Consider the following 15,139-nt stretch of genomic DNA (forward strand, 5'->3'; position numbering starts at 1 on the left):
CTAGGCTGATCCCATGACCGCACCCCTCGCCCACATCCAGTCCCTGCCGACCTGGCTCGTCGGCCGTGTCGCGGCCCGCGGCCGGGCACTGGTCGCCGACGCGCTCGCCGCCGAGGGGCTGAGGCTCATGCACCACGCGGTGCTGGCCGCGACCGCCGAGTACGGACCCGTCGCCCAGGCCGACCTGGGCCGCCTGCTGGCGGTCGACCCCAAGGACATGGTCGGCATCCTCAACCACCTCCAGGAGACCGGCCTCGTCCTGCGCACCCCGGACCCCGCCGACCGCCGCAAGAACGCCATCACGGTCACCCTGCGGGGCGCGGAGGTCCTCGCCCGCTGCGCGGCCCTCGCCGAAACGGCCAACGCCACGCTGCTGGCCCCCCTCGCCCCGGATGAGCAGCGGCAGCTGATCGCCCTGCTGACCCGCCTCCACGAGGCTCCGTAACCGCTCCCGCCGGGACAACCCGGGTGGCGGCGAAGGGCGTTGGAAGTAGGCTGGCCACATGATCGAAATTCGTCGCGCGGGGCCGGCCGACGGGGACGTGCTCGGCGAGATCCACGCCGCCGCATGGCAAGCCGCCTACGCCCCCTTCTTCGCGCCGGAGTTCGCCGCGCGCGAGGTCGAGCACCGCCGTCACCGCTGGCACGCGCGGATCGGCGCGGGCCCCGAGACGGTCCTGCTCGCCGCGGTCGACGGCCGCCCGCTGGCCCTGACCTTCTTCGCCGCCTCCCCCGACCGGGGGCCCGGTCTCGCGGAGATCTTCTCCGTCTACGCCCACCCCGACGGCTGGGGCGGCGGCGTCGCCGCCGCCCTGATGGACGCGACGCTGCGCCACCTGCGCGAGGACGGCTTCACCCGGGCGCACCTGTGGACCCTGCGCGACACGCCGCGCTCCCGCCGCTTCTACGCCAAGTGCGGCTTCCAAGAGACCGGCGCGTCGCGCCCGTACGACTTCGGCGACGGCAACCCGCTCGAACAGGTCGAGTACGAGCGGACCTGCTGACCTCGGGGCGCGCCCCCGTACCGGTGGCCCGCGGGGGCTGTGGCAGAGTGCTCGGAGAGGCGAACCGACAGGTCAGGAAGGTCCCACCCCATGAGCACAGCCGAGCAGCAGATCGACCACCCGGCGGCCGTGGCGGCGCAGACCGCCCGGTTCGTGGAACTGGTCCGGGGCGCCGACCTGACGCTCCCCGTACCGACCTGCCCGGGCTGGACCCTCGGCGACCTGGTGCGGCACTGCGGCGGCGTGCACCGCTGGTTCTCGGCGCTGCTGCTGCGGAAGGTCCAGGAACGCCCGACGAGCCGCGACGTGGACCTGCGCCTGCCGGAGCGCGACGAGGACTACGCCGACTGGCTGGCCACCGGCGGCGCCGCCGCCGCGGAGGTGTTCGCGGGCACCGACCTGGACGCGCCCATGTGGGTCTGGGGCGCCGACGGCCACGCCCGGTTCTGGGTGCGCCGGATGCGGTTCGAGACCCTGGTGCACCGCGTGGACGCGGAACGGGCCCTCGGTCTGCCCTCCGTGATCGACGCCCCGCTCGCCCGGGACGGCGTCGACGAGTTCCTCGTCAACCTCCCCTTCGCCACGCCCTTCGCGCCCGGAGTGGCGAAGCTGCGCGGCACGGGCCGGACGATCCGCTTCCGGTGCACCGATACGGACGGCTCGTGGCTGGTCCGCCTGCGCCCCGACGGCTTCGGCCTCGTCGCGGAGGAGGCCACCGAGGCCGCCGACGCGACCGTCCTGGCGCCGGCCGCCGATCTCCTGCTCGTCCTCTACGGCCGCACCGACCGCACCGCCCCGGGCGTCGAGACCACCGGGGACGCGGAGCCGCTCGACCTCTGGTTCGCCCATTCGGCGTTCTGACCCGGCCGCCCGGCCGGGCGGGGCAGGGCCCGGCGGGAGGGCGCGGGGCGGCGTCGGGCGCCAGCCCCACGGCCCGCCCCCGTGCGGCGAGGGAGCGGTCCGTGAGGCCGGCCCGGGCCGTCGAGCAGCCCCCGCCGGGCAGGACCTCCCGGGTGCGGACGAGATGGCGCCCGTTCACGGGAGCGAGCCCAGCCAGCGGGGGCGGCGCCGGGGCTGCCGGGTCTCAGAAGTTGATCATGTGGCCGGCCAGTCCGTGGACGGCCTCCTTGACCGCTTCGCCCAGCGTCGGGTGCGCGTGCACGTTGCGGGCGACCTCGTGGACCGTCAGGTCCCACTGCTGGGCCAGCGTCAGCTCCGGCAGGAGCTCGGTGACGTCCGGGCCGATCAGGTGGGCGCCGATGATCTCGCCGTGCGTGGCGTCGCTGATCAGCTTCACGAAGCCGGCCGTGTCGCCGAGACCGTGCGCCTTGCCGTTGGCGGTGAAGGGGAACTTGGCGACGCGGACGTCGAAGCCCTTCTCCTTCGCCTGCGCCTCGGTCCAGCCGAAGCTGGCGATCTGCGGCTGGCAGTAGGTCGCGCGCGGGATCATCGGGTAGTCGAGCTCCATCGTCTCGGCGTCCGCGATGGTCTCGGCGGCGACGACGCCCATGGCCTCGGCGGTGTGCGCGAGCATCAGCTTGGCGGTGACGTCGCCGATGGCGTAGATGTGCGGCACCGAGGTGCGGCAGCGGCCGTCGACGTCGATGGCGCCGCGCTCGGTCACGCGTACGCCGGTGGCCTCCAGGCCGTAGCCGGTGACGTTCGGCGCGAAGCCGATCGCCTGGAGCACCTTGTCGGCCTCCAGGACCTTCGTGGCGCCGTCCGGGCCGGTGACGCTCACCCGCACCTGCGGGCCCGACTCGTCGATCGAGTCGACCCGGGTGGAGGTCAGGACGTCGATCCCCAGCTTGCGGTACTGCTTGGCCAGTTCCGCGGAGACGTCGGCGTCCTCCAGCGGGGCGATCCGGTCCAGGAACTCGACGATGGTGACCTTGACGCCGTAGTTGTGCAGGACGTACGCGAACTCGATGCCGATGGCACCGGCTCCCGCGATGACGATGGACCGCGGGACGTCCTCGGCGAGGATCTGCTCCTCGAACGTCACCACGCGCTCGCTGCGCCGCGTGCCGGGCAGCAGCTTGGGCGTGGCGCCGGTGGCGATGACGCAGCTGCCGAAGGAGATCTCACGGGTGGTGCCGTCGCTCTGGGCGATCCGCAGGTTCCGGTCGTCGAGGAAGGTGCCCCGGCCGTCGAACTCGGCGATCCCGTTCTTCTTCATCAGGTAGTGGACGCCCTTGACCCGGCCGTCCGCGACCCGGCGGCTGCGCCGGAACGCCTCGCCGTAGTCGAAGGACACCTGGCCGTCCACCTTGATGCCGAAGGTCTTGGCCTCGTGGGTGAAGATGTGCGCCAGCTCGGCATTGCGCAGGAGCGCCTTGGTGGGGATGCAGCCGACGTTGAGACAGACTCCACCCCAGTACTTCTCCTCCACGACCGCCACGCTGCGGCCCAGCTGAGCGGCACGGATGGCGGCAACGTAGCCGCCGGGCCCTGCCCCGAGGACGACGACGTCGAAATGCTCCTGCATGGACGGTTTCCTTCCCATCACGAGTGGTGCACAAGCCAGTTCACCGCCCACGTTACGCCGGGTTCCGGGAGCGGGTGTTCGAAGATCCTCTTCCCCGCCCGCAACCTTTCCGCCCGCACGGCACTCTCCCTGGTTGGCACCCCTACGCGTGCTGCCGGACCCACGGGTCCGGACCGGCAGTCGACAGAAGGTCTTCCCGTTCCATGAAGCTGACGAGTGGCGCTCCCCTGGCGCTCGCCCTGCTGTGCACTCTCCTGCTGTTCGGCCTCACGGTCTGGCTCTGGCCACGGCTGGCGAAGGGCGGCCCGCGCAGGGTTGCCGGCCGGGTAGCGCTGGTCGTGACGCTCCAGCTTGCGCTCCTGGCCTCGATCGGGCTCGCGGCCAACCGGAGCTTCCTGATCTACGGATCGTGGGCCGAGCTGGCCGGGCACGAGCAGGCGCCGCCCGCCCTGGACCAGGGGCAGGCCGGCGCTTCGGGCGTGAAGGTCCTCGGCCGGCAGCCGGTCGACGTGCCGGGCGGCACCACGCCGCGCGTGGGCGGCGTGATCGAGAAGGTGATGATCCAGGGGCAGCGGTCCAAGACCGCCACCTCCGCCTACGTGTACCTGCCGCCCGAGTACTTCCAGAAGGGCAACGAGCACCGGACGTTCCCCGCCACCGTGGTCCTCACCGGGTTCCCGGGAACATCGGAGAACCTGCTCAAGGGACTCGCCTACCCGAAAACGGCCTGGAAGCTGGCCAAGCACAAGAAGACGCAGCCGATGGTCCTCGTGATGATGCGGCCGTCGGTCATCGCGACCCGCAACACCCAGTGCGTGGACGTCCCCGGCGGGCCCCAGAGCGAGACCTACTTCGGTACCGACCTCCCCCAGGCCGTATCGGGCACGTACCGCGTCAAGAACGCGCCGTCGAGCTGGGCCATCATGGGCGACTCCACCGGCGGCTACTGCGCGCTGAAGATCGCCCTGGAGCATCCGGAGCGGTACGCCGCCGGTGTCGGCCTGTCGGCGGACTACAAGCCGGAGATCGACGCGGACTCCGGTGACCTGTTCCACGGGAACAAGGAGGCCGAGAAGCGGGCGGACCTGCTGTGGAGCCTGGACCACCTCCCGCAGGGGAAGTCGTCCTTCCTGGTCACCACTTCCCTGCAGGGCGAGCCCAACCTCAAGCCGACGCGGGAGTTCATCGAGAAGGTGAAGAGTCCCGCCCGGGTCTCCTCGATCACGCTCGACCACGGCGGCCACAACTTCAAAACCTGGCTCCGGGAGATCCCTCCCTCCCTGGAGTGGGTCAGCGCCCGCCTCAACGCCGGATGACGTGAGGCGGGCCCGGGGCCGCGAGCGCCGCGCGCGTCACCCCTTGCGCCGGCCGATGCCGACCGCCACCAGCAGCGCCGCGACGATCAGCAGGCCCGCGTCGATCGCCAGGACCGTCCGCACCCCGTCGAAGAGCGAGGTCCTCGTGGTGGCCAGGACGCCGAGCAGCGGGATGCCGATGGTGAGGCCGACCTGCTGGGTGGTGGTGACCAGGCCCGTGGCCAGGCCCTGCTCCTCGTCCGGTACGCCGCTGGTCACGATGATCCCGTACGAGATGATCGCGCCGAGGTGGAACATGCTGGCCACCGATACGGCCACGGTCGCGATCAGGGCGCCGGAGTCCGGGCCCACGGCGAGCAGCGCGGCGGTGAAGGCGCCCTGGCCGAGCAGCGCGCCGACCAGGGTGCGGCGGGCACCGAAGCGGCCGATGACGCGCGGTGCGTACGAGCCGGCGACGACGGAGGCGGCTCCCTGGACGCCGAAGACCAGACCCGTCACGAACGAGGACAGGTGCAGGGTCTCCTGGAGGTACAGGGTGAGGACGAAGATGACCACCGACATCATCGAGAAGGTCACCAGTCCCCCGATGTTGCCCCAGGCGACGGTACGCCGCTTCAGCATCGGCAGGGAGACCAGCGGTTCGGCGGCCTTCGACTCCACCACGACGAACGCGGCGAGCAGGGCGGTCCCGGCCACCAGCGCGACCCGGACGTCGGTGCCGTCGAAGCCGCGCTCGGCGGCCGTGGACAGGCCGTAGATCAGCGCGAGCAGACCGCCGGTGACGGTGACGGCGCCCGGTACGTCCAGGCGCGGCCGCTCGGGGGTGCGGGACTCGGGCAGCAGCCGGGGGGCGAGGCAGAGCACGGTGACGGCGGCGACCGCGAGCAGGCCCATGGTCGAACGCCAGCCGAGGGTGTCGGTCATGACGCCGCCGAGCACCATGCCGATGGTGAAGCCGAGGGAGAGCAGGGTGCCGGAGATGCCGAGCGCCTTGTCGCGCAGCGGGCCCTCGGGGAACGTCGTGGTCAGCAGGGACATGCCGGTCGGCACGATGACCGCCGCGCCCAGGCCCTGGAGGGCCCGCCCGGTGAGGAAGGAGGCGGGGTCCCAGGCGAGGGTGGCCAGGAGGGAGGCCGCGCCGAAGAGCACGAGGCCGGTCAGGAACAGCTTCTTGCGCCCGTAGAGGTCGGCGATCCGGCCGAAGAGGAGCAGGAAGCCGCCGGAGGGCAGAGCGAACGCGGTGATCGCCCACTGGAGGGCGGACGGGCTCAGGCCCAGGTCCTTGCCGAGGACGGGAAGGGCCACGTTGAGCACGGAGAAGTCGAGGGCCACCATGAACTGGGCGGCGCAGAGCACGAAGAGGACCAGCCTGGCCCGGCCGGTGAGCCGGTTGTCCTGCTCCTCGGGGGCCGCCGTGTGCGGCCCGGTGGCCGCCGTCTGTGTGTCGATCGTCATGGACACCACCTTCGCGGCGCGGGAATGCCCGTGAAGAGCGGGAACTTATCCTGTTGTTGCCACCACCAGGCAGCTGACAGGGGGAAATACGTGGCCACGCCGATCGACAAGCACCGCCGGACCGAACTGCGCGAGTTCCTGATGAGCAGGCGCGCGCGGATCTCGCCGGCGGAGGCCGGGCTGCCGGACGGCGGGGCGCGGCGGCGCACGCCGGGCCTGCGCCGGGAGGAGGTCGCGGTGCTGGCCGGGGTCGGGGTGTCCTGGTACCAGTGGCTGGAGCAGGGGCGGGACATCACGGTGTCCGCGCAGGTGCTGGACGCGGTGAGCCGGGTGCTCAGGCTGAGCAGTGCCGAGCGCCGCCACCTGTACGTCCTCGCCGGGCTCAACCCGCCGGCCCTCGAAGTCGCCCCGGACGACCTGGACATGTGCAACGGCCTGAAGCGGCTGATCGACGCCTGGATGCCGTTCCCGGCGCACATCATGGACGCGTACTGGAACACGGTCCTGTACAACGACGCGGCGGCGCTGGTGTTCGGGATGCGGCCGGAGATCGTGCAGAACTGTCTGATCGCCTTCTTCACCGACCCGATCTACCGGGCGCGTTCCCCGCAGTGGGAGGACATCGCCTGCGAGGTCGTCGCGCAGTTCCGGGCGGCCTGCTCGGAGCACCCGCAGGACGAGGGGTTCCGGGCGGTCGTGGAGGAGGCGCGGGAACTCAGCCCGCGGTTCGCCGAGTTGTGGCAGCAGCGGGACGTCCGGCCGGGCGGCCAGATCCAGAAGCGGATGGATCACCCCGTCGTCGGCACGCTGCATGTGGAGTCGACGCAGCTGCGCGTCCCGGCGCGCCCGGACCTGTCGATCGTGCTGCACACCCCGCTGCCGCACACCGAGACCGCCGAGAAACTGGAGTGGCTCACCTCCCCGGAGGGCCGCCGCGGCCTGATGTACCCCGTCGCGGGCTGAACCCCCGGCCCTAGGAGGTGCGGGAGCCGAGGGTGGCGACGGCTTCGACCATGCGGTCCCAGAAGCGGTCGGTGTCCAGGGTCGTGGCGACCCGGGCGTTCACGGGGCGGTCCAGGTACTGGTGGAGGTCCACGACCGTGGCTCCGCGGGTGTAGCGGCCGTGCAGTTCGACGGTGACGTTCGCGTCGACGACGCCGACCAGCGTCGGGTCGATGACCCGGGCCACGGCGACGGGGTCGTGCAGCGGAGGGTGGGGCATGCCCCACAGGCGGCTGTACGTCGAGGCGAAGTAGGCCAGCAGCTCGGCGCAGACCAGGCCGATCTCGGTGCCGAGGCCTTCGAAGCGCGCCCGGATCTCGGGGGTGGCCAGGGCCTGGTGGGTGACGTTGAGCCCGCACATGGTCAGGGGCACCCCGCTGCGGAAGACGATGTCGGCGGCCTCCGGGTCGGTGACGATGTTGAACTCGGCGGCCGGCGTGCGGTTGCCCCGCTCGGTGGAGCCTCCCATGAGGACGATCTCGCGGATGCGGGAGGCGCTGTCGGGGTACCGGGTCAGCAGCAGGGCGATGTTGGTCAGCGGGGCGGTGGGCACCAGGGTGACCGGCTCGGGGTGTTCGAGGAGGATCCGGTGGATCAGGTCCACCGCGTGTTCGGGGGCCACGTCGACGGTGGGCTCGGCGAACCGCGGTCCGTCCAGGCCGGACGCTCCGTGTACGTCGTCGGCCACGGCGAGCGGCTGGAGCAGCGGCCGGGCGCACCCGGCGGCGATGGGCACGTCGGTGATCCCGGCGAGGGTGCAGACGCGGCGGGCGTTGAGGGTGGTCTTCTCCAGTGTCTGGTTCCCTGCGACCGTGGTGATGGCCAGCAGGTCGACGGCGGGGTCGGCCGCCGCCAGCATGATGGCCAGGGCGTCGTCGTGCCCGGGGTCGCAGTCGATGATGATCGGGACGGGCACGGGCGGTCCTCTCGCGCGGGGCTGCTGACCTGCCCAGTCTGCCCGCCGCCGGCCCGCTCCGGCCGCCTGTTCCGAGCCAGAAAGCGCGCCCCGCGTGGTCATTTCCGGCGCCCGGCGGGCGGTATCCGCCCGCCGGGCCGGCCTCCTCGACCGGTGGTCAGGACCGGGCGGGGCCGAGGGAGTCGACGTCCTCCATGAAGCTGAGCATCCGGGCGTTGACCACGTCGGGGTGGTCGATCTGCGGTCCGTGGCCGGTCGCCGCGACGATCTCGGCGCGGGCGCCGCGGATCAGACGCGGTACGCGCTCCAGCTGGCGCGCCGGGTGCACGAGCAGGCTGCGCTTGCCCATGATCAGGTAGAACGGCGTCCGGATGGAGCCCAGCTCCTCGTCGGACAGGGGCAGTGGGGCGGGGCGGCGGAACCGGAAGGCCCGGACGCCGGTCTGGATCATCGTGCGCAGCTCGGGAACGATGAGGACCGGCTGTTCCAGCCAGGAGGCGAGGCGCGGGCGCAGGGCCTTGGGCGCGAAGGTCGCGAAGAGGCTGGCGAAGATCCAGACGAAGAAGCGCAGGCCCACCTTCTCCAGCCCGCCGGGGTCGAGCGCGGTGACGGAGGCGAGGCGGCCGGGCCGCAGGTGGGCCTGGTTGATGACGAGCCAGCCGCCGTAGGAAGAGCCGACGAGGTGGATCCGGTCGAGGCCGAGCGCGTCGAGGGCCTCGTCCATCCACTGGGCCGCGCGCTCCGGCTGCCACATGGGCTCGCGCTGGACGCTGCGTCCGGGGTCGCCCGGGGTGTCGAGGGCGTAGACGGGGCGTTCGGCGCTGAGCGCGCGGGTGTTGGGGTACCACTGGGCGGAGCAGCCGCCGGAACCGTGGATCAGGACGACCGGCGTACGGGACTCGGCGGCGGGGTCGGCCGGGCCGTAGCGGTAGACGTGGGTGGTGCCGAAGCTGGTCTCGACCTGCGTCTCGGAGCGGGCGGGCGCGCCCAGCGCGTAGACGGCGTCGCAGGCGGCGAAGTACCGGTCGCGCAAGGTGTCGTTGACGTAGCGGCCGATGTCGCGTCGTGCGCGGGTCACGCTCTCGGGTGCAGGGGTCTCGGGCACGGTGGCACCTCCGGGAAGATCATCCTTTTCGTGGTACGACCGTACCATCGATATTGATACGGCGGTACCACGAAAATTGCTCCGCTACGGAGGGCCGCGTCGTCGTCAGCGCTCCGCGGTGCCCAGGCGGGCGGTGATCAGCTGGGAGGCCTCCTCGTGCAGGCGGGCGCGGCGCCCGGGTTCCTCGGCGCGGGACAGCTCCACCCGCAGGGCCAGCTCCGTACGCAGCACCGTCGCCCGGGGGACGGGCACCCGCTGCCCGGGCCGCTCCGTGAACGGCCGCAGCTCGGCGGCGACGGCCTGCGCGTCGTCCAGGGCGCTGCGCCGCAGGGAGAGGAACACGCGGGCGAGCCAGTCGGCGGGGATCTTCACCATCAAGTCGGTCATATCAAGGCAACGACGTCCGGTCGGCTCCGTCACCCCGCCTACCCCGGCCGGCCCAGCGTTGCTCCGGCCCGGCGAACCACTCACCTGCCTGGTCCACAGCGTCGGCCCTGTCAACGCCACGGTCGTGGCGGCGGGCGCTGGGATGGGCAGCGCGTGGTGGGGACGCCCGGCCCACGGGGGTGCCCAGCCGTCCACGCACCCGTCCCCTCTCACTCCCGCGGCCGCCTTCGGCGCCGGCGGGTAAGGAACTCATGAACCTCAACCATCACCCCGTGACGACGAGGCGGCCCCGCGTACGCTCCCGGGTCCTGCTCGCCTCCCTCGCCGCCGCGGCGTCCCTGACCGGGCAGCTGGTGGCGATGGCGCCGGCCGCGTCCGCCGCCGGGCCGGGTCCCTCGGCGCCCAAGCCGGCTCCCGCCGCCCCGCACAAGGCGAACCCGTCCGACAAGGACAAGGACCGGGACGACTGGGACAACGAGAAGGAGAAGGACAAGAAGAAGCCCGCCGCCCAGGTCCCCCACGGGCTGCGGCAGTTCACGTCCGACAACACCTTCACCCCGCCGGCGGGCGTCACGTCCGTGTTCGTCCAGGCCTGGGGCGCGGGCGGCGGAGGCGGTGGCGGCGGTGGCGGCGCCACCGTGGCCACCCGCGTCGGCAGCGGCGGCAACGGCGGTGGCGGCGGCGCGGGCGGCTTCACCTGGTGCACCCTCACGGTGGTCCCGCAGGCGGACTACGGGGTGGACGTCGGTGACGGCGGTGACGGCGGAGGCGGCGGCGCGGCGAACGCCATGGGCACTCCGGGCGGGAACGGCAGCACCGGCGTCGCCGGTACCGCCAGCACGCTGACCAGGTCGTCGGACAACACCGTCCTGCTCAACGCGGGCGGCGGCGGCGGGGGCGGCGGCGGTACGGGCGGCGGACTCACCGACGGCGCCAACGGCCCGGGCGGCTCCGGCGGGATCGCCTCGTGCACCACGGGCGGGGTCAACCTGACCGGCGGCAACGGCAGCTCCAACGGCACCGGCGGGACCGCCGCCGACGGCATCGTCGGCCTGCCCCCGTACGCCGCGAAGGGCGGCGACGGCGGCCTGCGCGGCCCCGGCGGCGAGGTCGCCCGCCCCGGCGGCAACGGCCAGGACGGCGGCAACGGGTACGTGGTCATCTACTGGTGACCCCGCCACCGCCCGCTCCCGCCGCCCTCGCGGCTACGGGGGCGGGCGGTGCCCCGGCGCCGGACGGTTCGACCGGGCTCAGTGGATGACGCTGAAGCTGCGCCAGGGCAGGGAGGCGGGGGCCGTGACGTTGGAGAGGGTCGTGGCGACGTACGTGCCGTCCGCGCGCTCGCCCTTCACGCAGTTCTCCGTCCGGTACAGGACGACGTCGACCAGGGTGTTGTTCTCGACGTGGGTGGCGCCGCGCGGGAAGTTGATGCGGTGGCAGCCCTTGACCGGGGTGTTGGAGTACGACAGCTCGACCGGCGAGTCGTGGCTGCGGAAGGTGAGCATGCCGACGGTGCTCCGGCCCAGGCCCGAGCAGGCGGTGGCGGTGAGCAGCAGGGCTGCGGCCCCGGTGATGACGCCGATGCGCCGGTGATGGGACATGGCGGGGTCCTCGTCTGTGCGGTGGTGGCTCTCCTGCCCGCAGCCTGCCCCGACGCGGCTCCGGTGGCATCCGTTGCGCGGCCGGCCGGATGAACCGCGCCCCGACGCCTAGGTCGGCGTCGGGCTCCCCTTCAGCCAGGCGATCGCCGTGCCGAGGATGAGGAGGGCCGCCGCCCACAGGGTGGCCGTCCACGGAGTGGTCCGGCCCTCCAGCTCCGGGGAGACCCGGTGCCGCGGGTCGTAGGCGACGCGGATCCGCGCCCCCTTCTCGGCCACGGCCCGGCCCTCCTTCAGCTCGGCCGGGTAGCCGCCCGGGCAGTCCAGCACGAAGCGGTACACCGTCCGGGTGGGCGGAGCGCCCTCGCCGGAGGAGTGCTCCGCCTTCGTGTGGACCTCGCGCACCGGACAGACGGCCACCTCCGGGCGCGACGCCGCCTGGTCCGCGGCCGCCACGGCCAGCAGCAGCCCCAGCGACAGCAGCAGCGCCCCGAAGAAGCCGCCGGTGCCCCCGACGAGCACGAAGTACGCCGCGCACCCGCCCAGCAGCAGGACCGCCCCGCCCACGAGCGCGACGGCACCCGGGGGCGCCGAGGAGCCCCCGAAGCACCACGCCGCCCACCCGTACACGGCCCCCGCGGCGAGCCACGGCAGCACCGCCGTACCGAGCCTTCGCATCCGCCGCTCCCCCTCCGGCACGAACACCACCCCCGGCACGGGAGACGCCCGTCGCCCCTCCCCCGGTTGCCCCGTCCGCCGGGCACGCCGGGCAAGGGGCCGCACGCGGGGTTACCGTCGACCGCATGGACGGTGATCGCCAAGGGTGGCGCCAGTGCCTGCTCGGCGGCGCGGTGTTCGCCGTCTGCATGGCGGGCACCACGCTGCCCACCCCCCTCTACGGGCTGTACCAGGAGAAGTTCGGGTTCTCCGAGCTGACGGTCACCGTCGTGTACGCCGTCTACGCCTTCGCGGTCATCGGCGTCCTGCTCCTGACGGGCAACGCCTCCGACGCCGTGGGCAGGCGGCCGGTGCTCCTGGCGGGCCTGGTGTGCGCGGCGGCGAGCGCCGTCTGCTTCCTGTGCGCCACCGGGCTCGGCTGGCTGTACGCGGGCCGGCTGTTCTCGGGGATGTCCGCCGGGCTGTTCACCGGGGCGGCGACCGCGTACGTGATGGAACTCGCGCCGCCGGACGGCGGCTCCCGGGCCACCTTCGTGGCGACGGCCGCCAACATGGGCGGCCTCGGCTGCGGTCCGCTGCTCGCCGGGCTGCTCGCCCAGTACGCCCCCTGGCCGCTGTACCTGCCGTTCGCCGTGCACCTCGCCCTGGTGGCGGGCTCGGCGGCCGTGCTGCTGTGGCTCCCGGAGACCGTACGGGAACGGCGCCCGCTGAGCACCGTACGGCCGCAGCGGCCGCGCCTGCCCGCGAAGGTCCGGGCGGTGTTCGGGCCGGCGGCGACCGCCGCGTTCGTCGGGTTCGCCCTGTTCGGGGTGTTCACCTCGGTCAGCCCGGCGTTCCTCGCGCAGTCCCTCGACGTGCACAACCGGGCCGTGAGCGGCGGGGTCGTCGCGCTGGCCTTCTTCGCCTCGACCGCCGGGCAGTTGATGGTGGGCCGGGTGGGGGTGCGGCGCTCGCTGCCGCTGGGCTGCGCCGGGCTCCTCGCGGGGCTGGTCCTGCTCGCGGGCGCGCTGTACTGGGACCTGCTGGTGCTGGTGGTGCTGAGCGCGCTGGTGGGCGGGGTGGGGCAGGGGTTGGCGTTCCGCGGGGCGCTGTCGGCGGTGGCCGCGGCGTCTCCCGTCCACGAGCGGGCGGCGGTGATCTCGATGCTGTTCGTGGTCGCGTACGCGGGCATCTCCGTGCCGGTGATCGGGGTGGGGGTGCTGTCGGGTCCGATCGGACTGGAGGGCGCGGGGCTGGTGTTCATCGCCTGCATGGCCGCCCTGGTCTCCGGCGCGGCGCTCTACCTGCTCCGCCGCCCGGTCCCCGCCCGGTAGGCGGTCACCCCGTAACCCCCGCACCGGTCGCCAGCTACCCTGTGCCACATGACGATGCACAAGACCGTCGGTGTGAGCGTGGACGCGATGATCGAGGACCTCAGGACGCTCGTCGAGACCGAGTCTCCGTCGCGCCATCTCGAAGCCCTGGCGCTCTCGGCCAAAGTGGTCGCCGCCGTCATCGAGAGCCGGCTCGGCGGCGAGGCCGTGCTGATCGAGAGCGAGGCCGGGCCGCACGTGCACTGGCGGGCCGGCGGCGAGCCGAAGGTGCTGATCCTCGGTCACCACGACACGGTGTTCCCGCTCGGCACCCTCGAACGCCGCCCGTTCACGGTCGAGGACGGGCACGTGACCGGCCCCGGGGTCTTCGACATGCTGGGCGGTCTGGTCCAGGCCGTCCACGGCCTGGCGGCGCTCGACGACCGCTCCGGCGTGGAGATCCTGGTGACGGCCGACGAGGAGGTCGGCTCCCGCTCCTCCCGGGCGCTCATCGAGGAACGCGCCCTCGCCTGCGGTGCCGTGCTCGTCTTCGAGGGGGCCGCCGACGGCGGAGCCCTGAAGACCGGCCGCAAGGGCTGCGGCGGCTTCCACCTGTCCATCACGGGCCGCGCGTCCCACGCGGGCCTGGAGCCCGCGGCCGGGATCAACGCCCTCATCGAGGCCTCGTACCAGGTGCTGGACATCGCCGCGCTCGGCCGGCCCGAGGTCGGCACGACCGTCACCCCGACCGTCGCGACGGCGGGGACCCAGGACAACGTCGTTCCCGCGGAGGCGACCGTCAGCGTCGACGTCCGGGTCGAGTCGGCCGAGGAGCGGGAGCGGATCGAGTCCGCCTTCGCGGCGCTGGCTCCGCACCTCGAGGGCGCGGAGATCACGGTCGAGGGGGCCATCAGCCGGCCCCCGATGCCCGAGTCGGCGTCGGCCGAGCTCTTCGCGGTCGCCCAGCGGCTGCTGCCCGGCATCGAGGGCACGAGCGTCGGCGGCGGCAGCGACGGCAACTTCACGGCCGCGCTGGGGGTACCGACCCTCGACGGTCTCGGGGCGGTCGGCGGCGGCGCCCACGCCGACCACGAGTACATCGTGATCGAGGCCATGACCGAGCGGGCGAACCTCGTGACGGACCTGGTGCGGGCGATCCGGAACGCGTAGACCCCGGAAGGCGACGCCGCCCTCGGGGAGCGCGGTGGTACGGCTGGCCGATCGGGTGACGTGTGGGCGTGGCCGGACGCCCGTCCCGGCGGTGCTGGCTAGCGTGGATGCGCGCTCACCGTCCCCGTCCCCCAGCCCCGCGGAGCAGGTCCATGACCACCACGCCCCTCACCTCGCTCACAGGGAACTACGCCCTGGACCCCGCCCACTCGCAGATCGGGTTCGTGGCCCGGCACGCGATGGTCACCAAGGTCCGCGGCGCTTTCAACAAGTTCGAAGGCACCGCCTACCTGGACGGCGGCGACCCTGCCAAGTCCACCGCGTCCGTCACCATCAAGACCGCGAGCATCGACACCCGCAACGAGCAGCGCGACGGCCACCTGCGCACCAACGACTTCCTCGACGCCCCGAAGTTCCCGGAGATCACCTTCGTGTCCACCGCGGTCGAGCCGCTGGACGACACGCACTACCGGGTGACGGGCGATCTCACCATCAAGGACGTCACCAAGCCCATCAGCATCGAGTTCGAGTTCCAGGGCAGCGCCACGGACCCGTACGGAAACCTGCGGGTGGGCCTCGAGGGCTCGGTGCCGATCAGCCGCAAGGAGTACGGGATCACCTGGAACGCGGCCCTGGAGGGCGGCGGTGTCCTGGTCGGCGACAAGGTCGTGCTCGAATTCGACCTGTCCGCGATCCGCCAGCCCTGACCCTTCGGGGCTGCCCCGGGA

At 73.0% G+C, this 15,139-nt stretch carries 16 protein-coding genes; 9 read left to right on the forward strand and 7 right to left on the reverse strand.

The genetic code is table 11. The features are described from left to right. Nucleotides 1–13 precede the first annotated feature (13 nt). From ACFV0Q_RS16355 to ACFV0Q_RS16365, 3 genes are all read left to right on the forward strand, one after another. Nucleotides 14–445, forward strand: a complete 432-nt coding sequence (locus ACFV0Q_RS16355; RefSeq protein ID WP_385005738.1) for a MarR family winged helix-turn-helix transcriptional regulator — start codon at nt 14–16, stop codon at nt 443–445. 58 nt (nt 446–503) lie between these two features. Beyond that, the gene (locus ACFV0Q_RS16360) at nt 504–1,004 is read left to right on the forward strand and encodes a GNAT family N-acetyltransferase (RefSeq protein WP_385005740.1); all 501 of its coding nucleotides are present in this window, start codon (nt 504–506) and stop codon (nt 1,002–1,004) included. Between the two features lie 90 nt (nt 1,005–1,094). Further along, a complete protein-coding gene (locus ACFV0Q_RS16365) occupies nt 1,095–1,865 on the forward strand; it encodes a maleylpyruvate isomerase family mycothiol-dependent enzyme (protein WP_385005742.1) in 771 nt (256 codons plus the stop codon). 223 nt (nt 1,866–2,088) lie between these two features. Here ACFV0Q_RS16365 and lpdA read toward each other — a convergent pair whose 3' ends face one another. Then, complete coding sequence (gene lpdA / locus ACFV0Q_RS16370) at nt 2,089–3,492, reverse strand: dihydrolipoyl dehydrogenase (protein ID WP_385005744.1); 1,404 nt, start codon at nt 3,490–3,492, stop codon at nt 2,089–2,091. A gap of 203 nt (nt 3,493–3,695) precedes the next feature. On the opposite strand from lpdA, the gene ACFV0Q_RS16375 reads away from it, so the two are divergent. Next, the gene (locus tag ACFV0Q_RS16375; protein ID WP_385005746.1) at nt 3,696–4,808 is read left to right on the forward strand and encodes an alpha/beta hydrolase; all 1,113 of its coding nucleotides are present in this window, start codon (nt 3,696–3,698) and stop codon (nt 4,806–4,808) included. Between the two features lie 36 nt (nt 4,809–4,844). On the opposite strand, the gene ACFV0Q_RS16380 is transcribed toward ACFV0Q_RS16375, so the two are convergent. Further along, entirely contained in the window at nt 4,845–6,263 is a 1,419-nt protein-coding gene (locus ACFV0Q_RS16380; RefSeq protein ID WP_385005748.1) for an MFS transporter, read from the reverse strand. Nucleotides 6,264–6,404: 141 nt separating this feature from the next. Here ACFV0Q_RS16380 and ACFV0Q_RS16385 point away from each other — a divergent pair, with 141 nt between their 5' ends. Continuing rightward, nucleotides 6,405–7,226 (forward strand): helix-turn-helix transcriptional regulator, encoded by an 822-nt coding sequence (locus ACFV0Q_RS16385; protein ID WP_385005770.1) that lies wholly within the window; start codon nt 6,405–6,407, stop codon nt 7,224–7,226. Nucleotides 7,227–7,236: 10 nt separating this feature from the next. On the opposite strand, the gene ACFV0Q_RS16390 is transcribed toward ACFV0Q_RS16385, so the two are convergent. The 3 genes from ACFV0Q_RS16390 to ACFV0Q_RS16400 form a co-directional block, all read right to left on the reverse strand. Next, nucleotides 7,237–8,181, reverse strand: a complete 945-nt coding sequence (locus ACFV0Q_RS16390) for a nucleoside hydrolase (RefSeq protein WP_385005750.1) — start codon at nt 8,179–8,181, stop codon at nt 7,237–7,239. 157 nt (nt 8,182–8,338) lie between these two features. Beyond that, complete coding sequence (locus ACFV0Q_RS16395; protein ID WP_385005752.1) at nt 8,339–9,286, reverse strand: alpha/beta fold hydrolase; 948 nt, start codon at nt 9,284–9,286, stop codon at nt 8,339–8,341. A 105-nt stretch (nt 9,287–9,391) separates the two neighbouring features. Next, nucleotides 9,392–9,661, reverse strand: coding sequence for a hypothetical protein (locus tag ACFV0Q_RS16400; RefSeq protein WP_385005754.1), 270 nt, complete (start codon nt 9,659–9,661; stop codon nt 9,392–9,394). Between the two features lie 284 nt (nt 9,662–9,945). On the opposite strand from ACFV0Q_RS16400, the gene ACFV0Q_RS16405 reads away from it, so the two are divergent. Further along, nucleotides 9,946–10,845, forward strand: a complete 900-nt coding sequence (locus tag ACFV0Q_RS16405; protein ID WP_385005756.1) for a hypothetical protein — start codon at nt 9,946–9,948, stop codon at nt 10,843–10,845. A gap of 78 nt (nt 10,846–10,923) precedes the next feature. Here ACFV0Q_RS16405 and ACFV0Q_RS16410 read toward each other — a convergent pair whose 3' ends face one another. Then, nucleotides 10,924–11,274 (reverse strand): hypothetical protein, encoded by a 351-nt coding sequence (locus ACFV0Q_RS16410; RefSeq protein ID WP_385005758.1) that lies wholly within the window; start codon nt 11,272–11,274, stop codon nt 10,924–10,926. Nucleotides 11,275–11,382: 108 nt separating this feature from the next. Next, nucleotides 11,383–11,949 (reverse strand): hypothetical protein, encoded by a 567-nt coding sequence (locus ACFV0Q_RS16415; protein ID WP_385005760.1) that lies wholly within the window; start codon nt 11,947–11,949, stop codon nt 11,383–11,385. 125 nt (nt 11,950–12,074) lie between these two features. On the opposite strand from ACFV0Q_RS16415, the gene ACFV0Q_RS16420 reads away from it, so the two are divergent. The 3 genes from ACFV0Q_RS16420 (at nt 12,075) to ACFV0Q_RS16430 (ending at nt 15,118) form a co-directional block, all read left to right on the forward strand. Continuing rightward, entirely contained in the window at nt 12,075–13,262 is a 1,188-nt protein-coding gene (locus tag ACFV0Q_RS16420; protein ID WP_385005762.1) for an MFS transporter, read from the forward strand. A 48-nt stretch (nt 13,263–13,310) separates the two neighbouring features. Continuing rightward, on the forward strand, nt 13,311–14,411 hold the full coding sequence (locus ACFV0Q_RS16425; protein WP_385005764.1) for a M20 family metallopeptidase: 1,101 nt from the start codon (nt 13,311–13,313) through the stop codon (nt 14,409–14,411). A gap of 152 nt (nt 14,412–14,563) precedes the next feature. Further along, nucleotides 14,564–15,118 (forward strand): YceI family protein, encoded by a 555-nt coding sequence (locus ACFV0Q_RS16430; protein ID WP_385005766.1) that lies wholly within the window; start codon nt 14,564–14,566, stop codon nt 15,116–15,118. The last annotated feature ends 21 nt before the right edge of the window (nt 15,119–15,139 follow it).

Origin of the sequence: Streptomyces sp. NPDC059564 (assembly GCF_042735575.1) — a bacterium.
GTDB lineage: Bacteria > Actinomycetota > Actinomycetes > Streptomycetales > Streptomycetaceae > Streptomyces.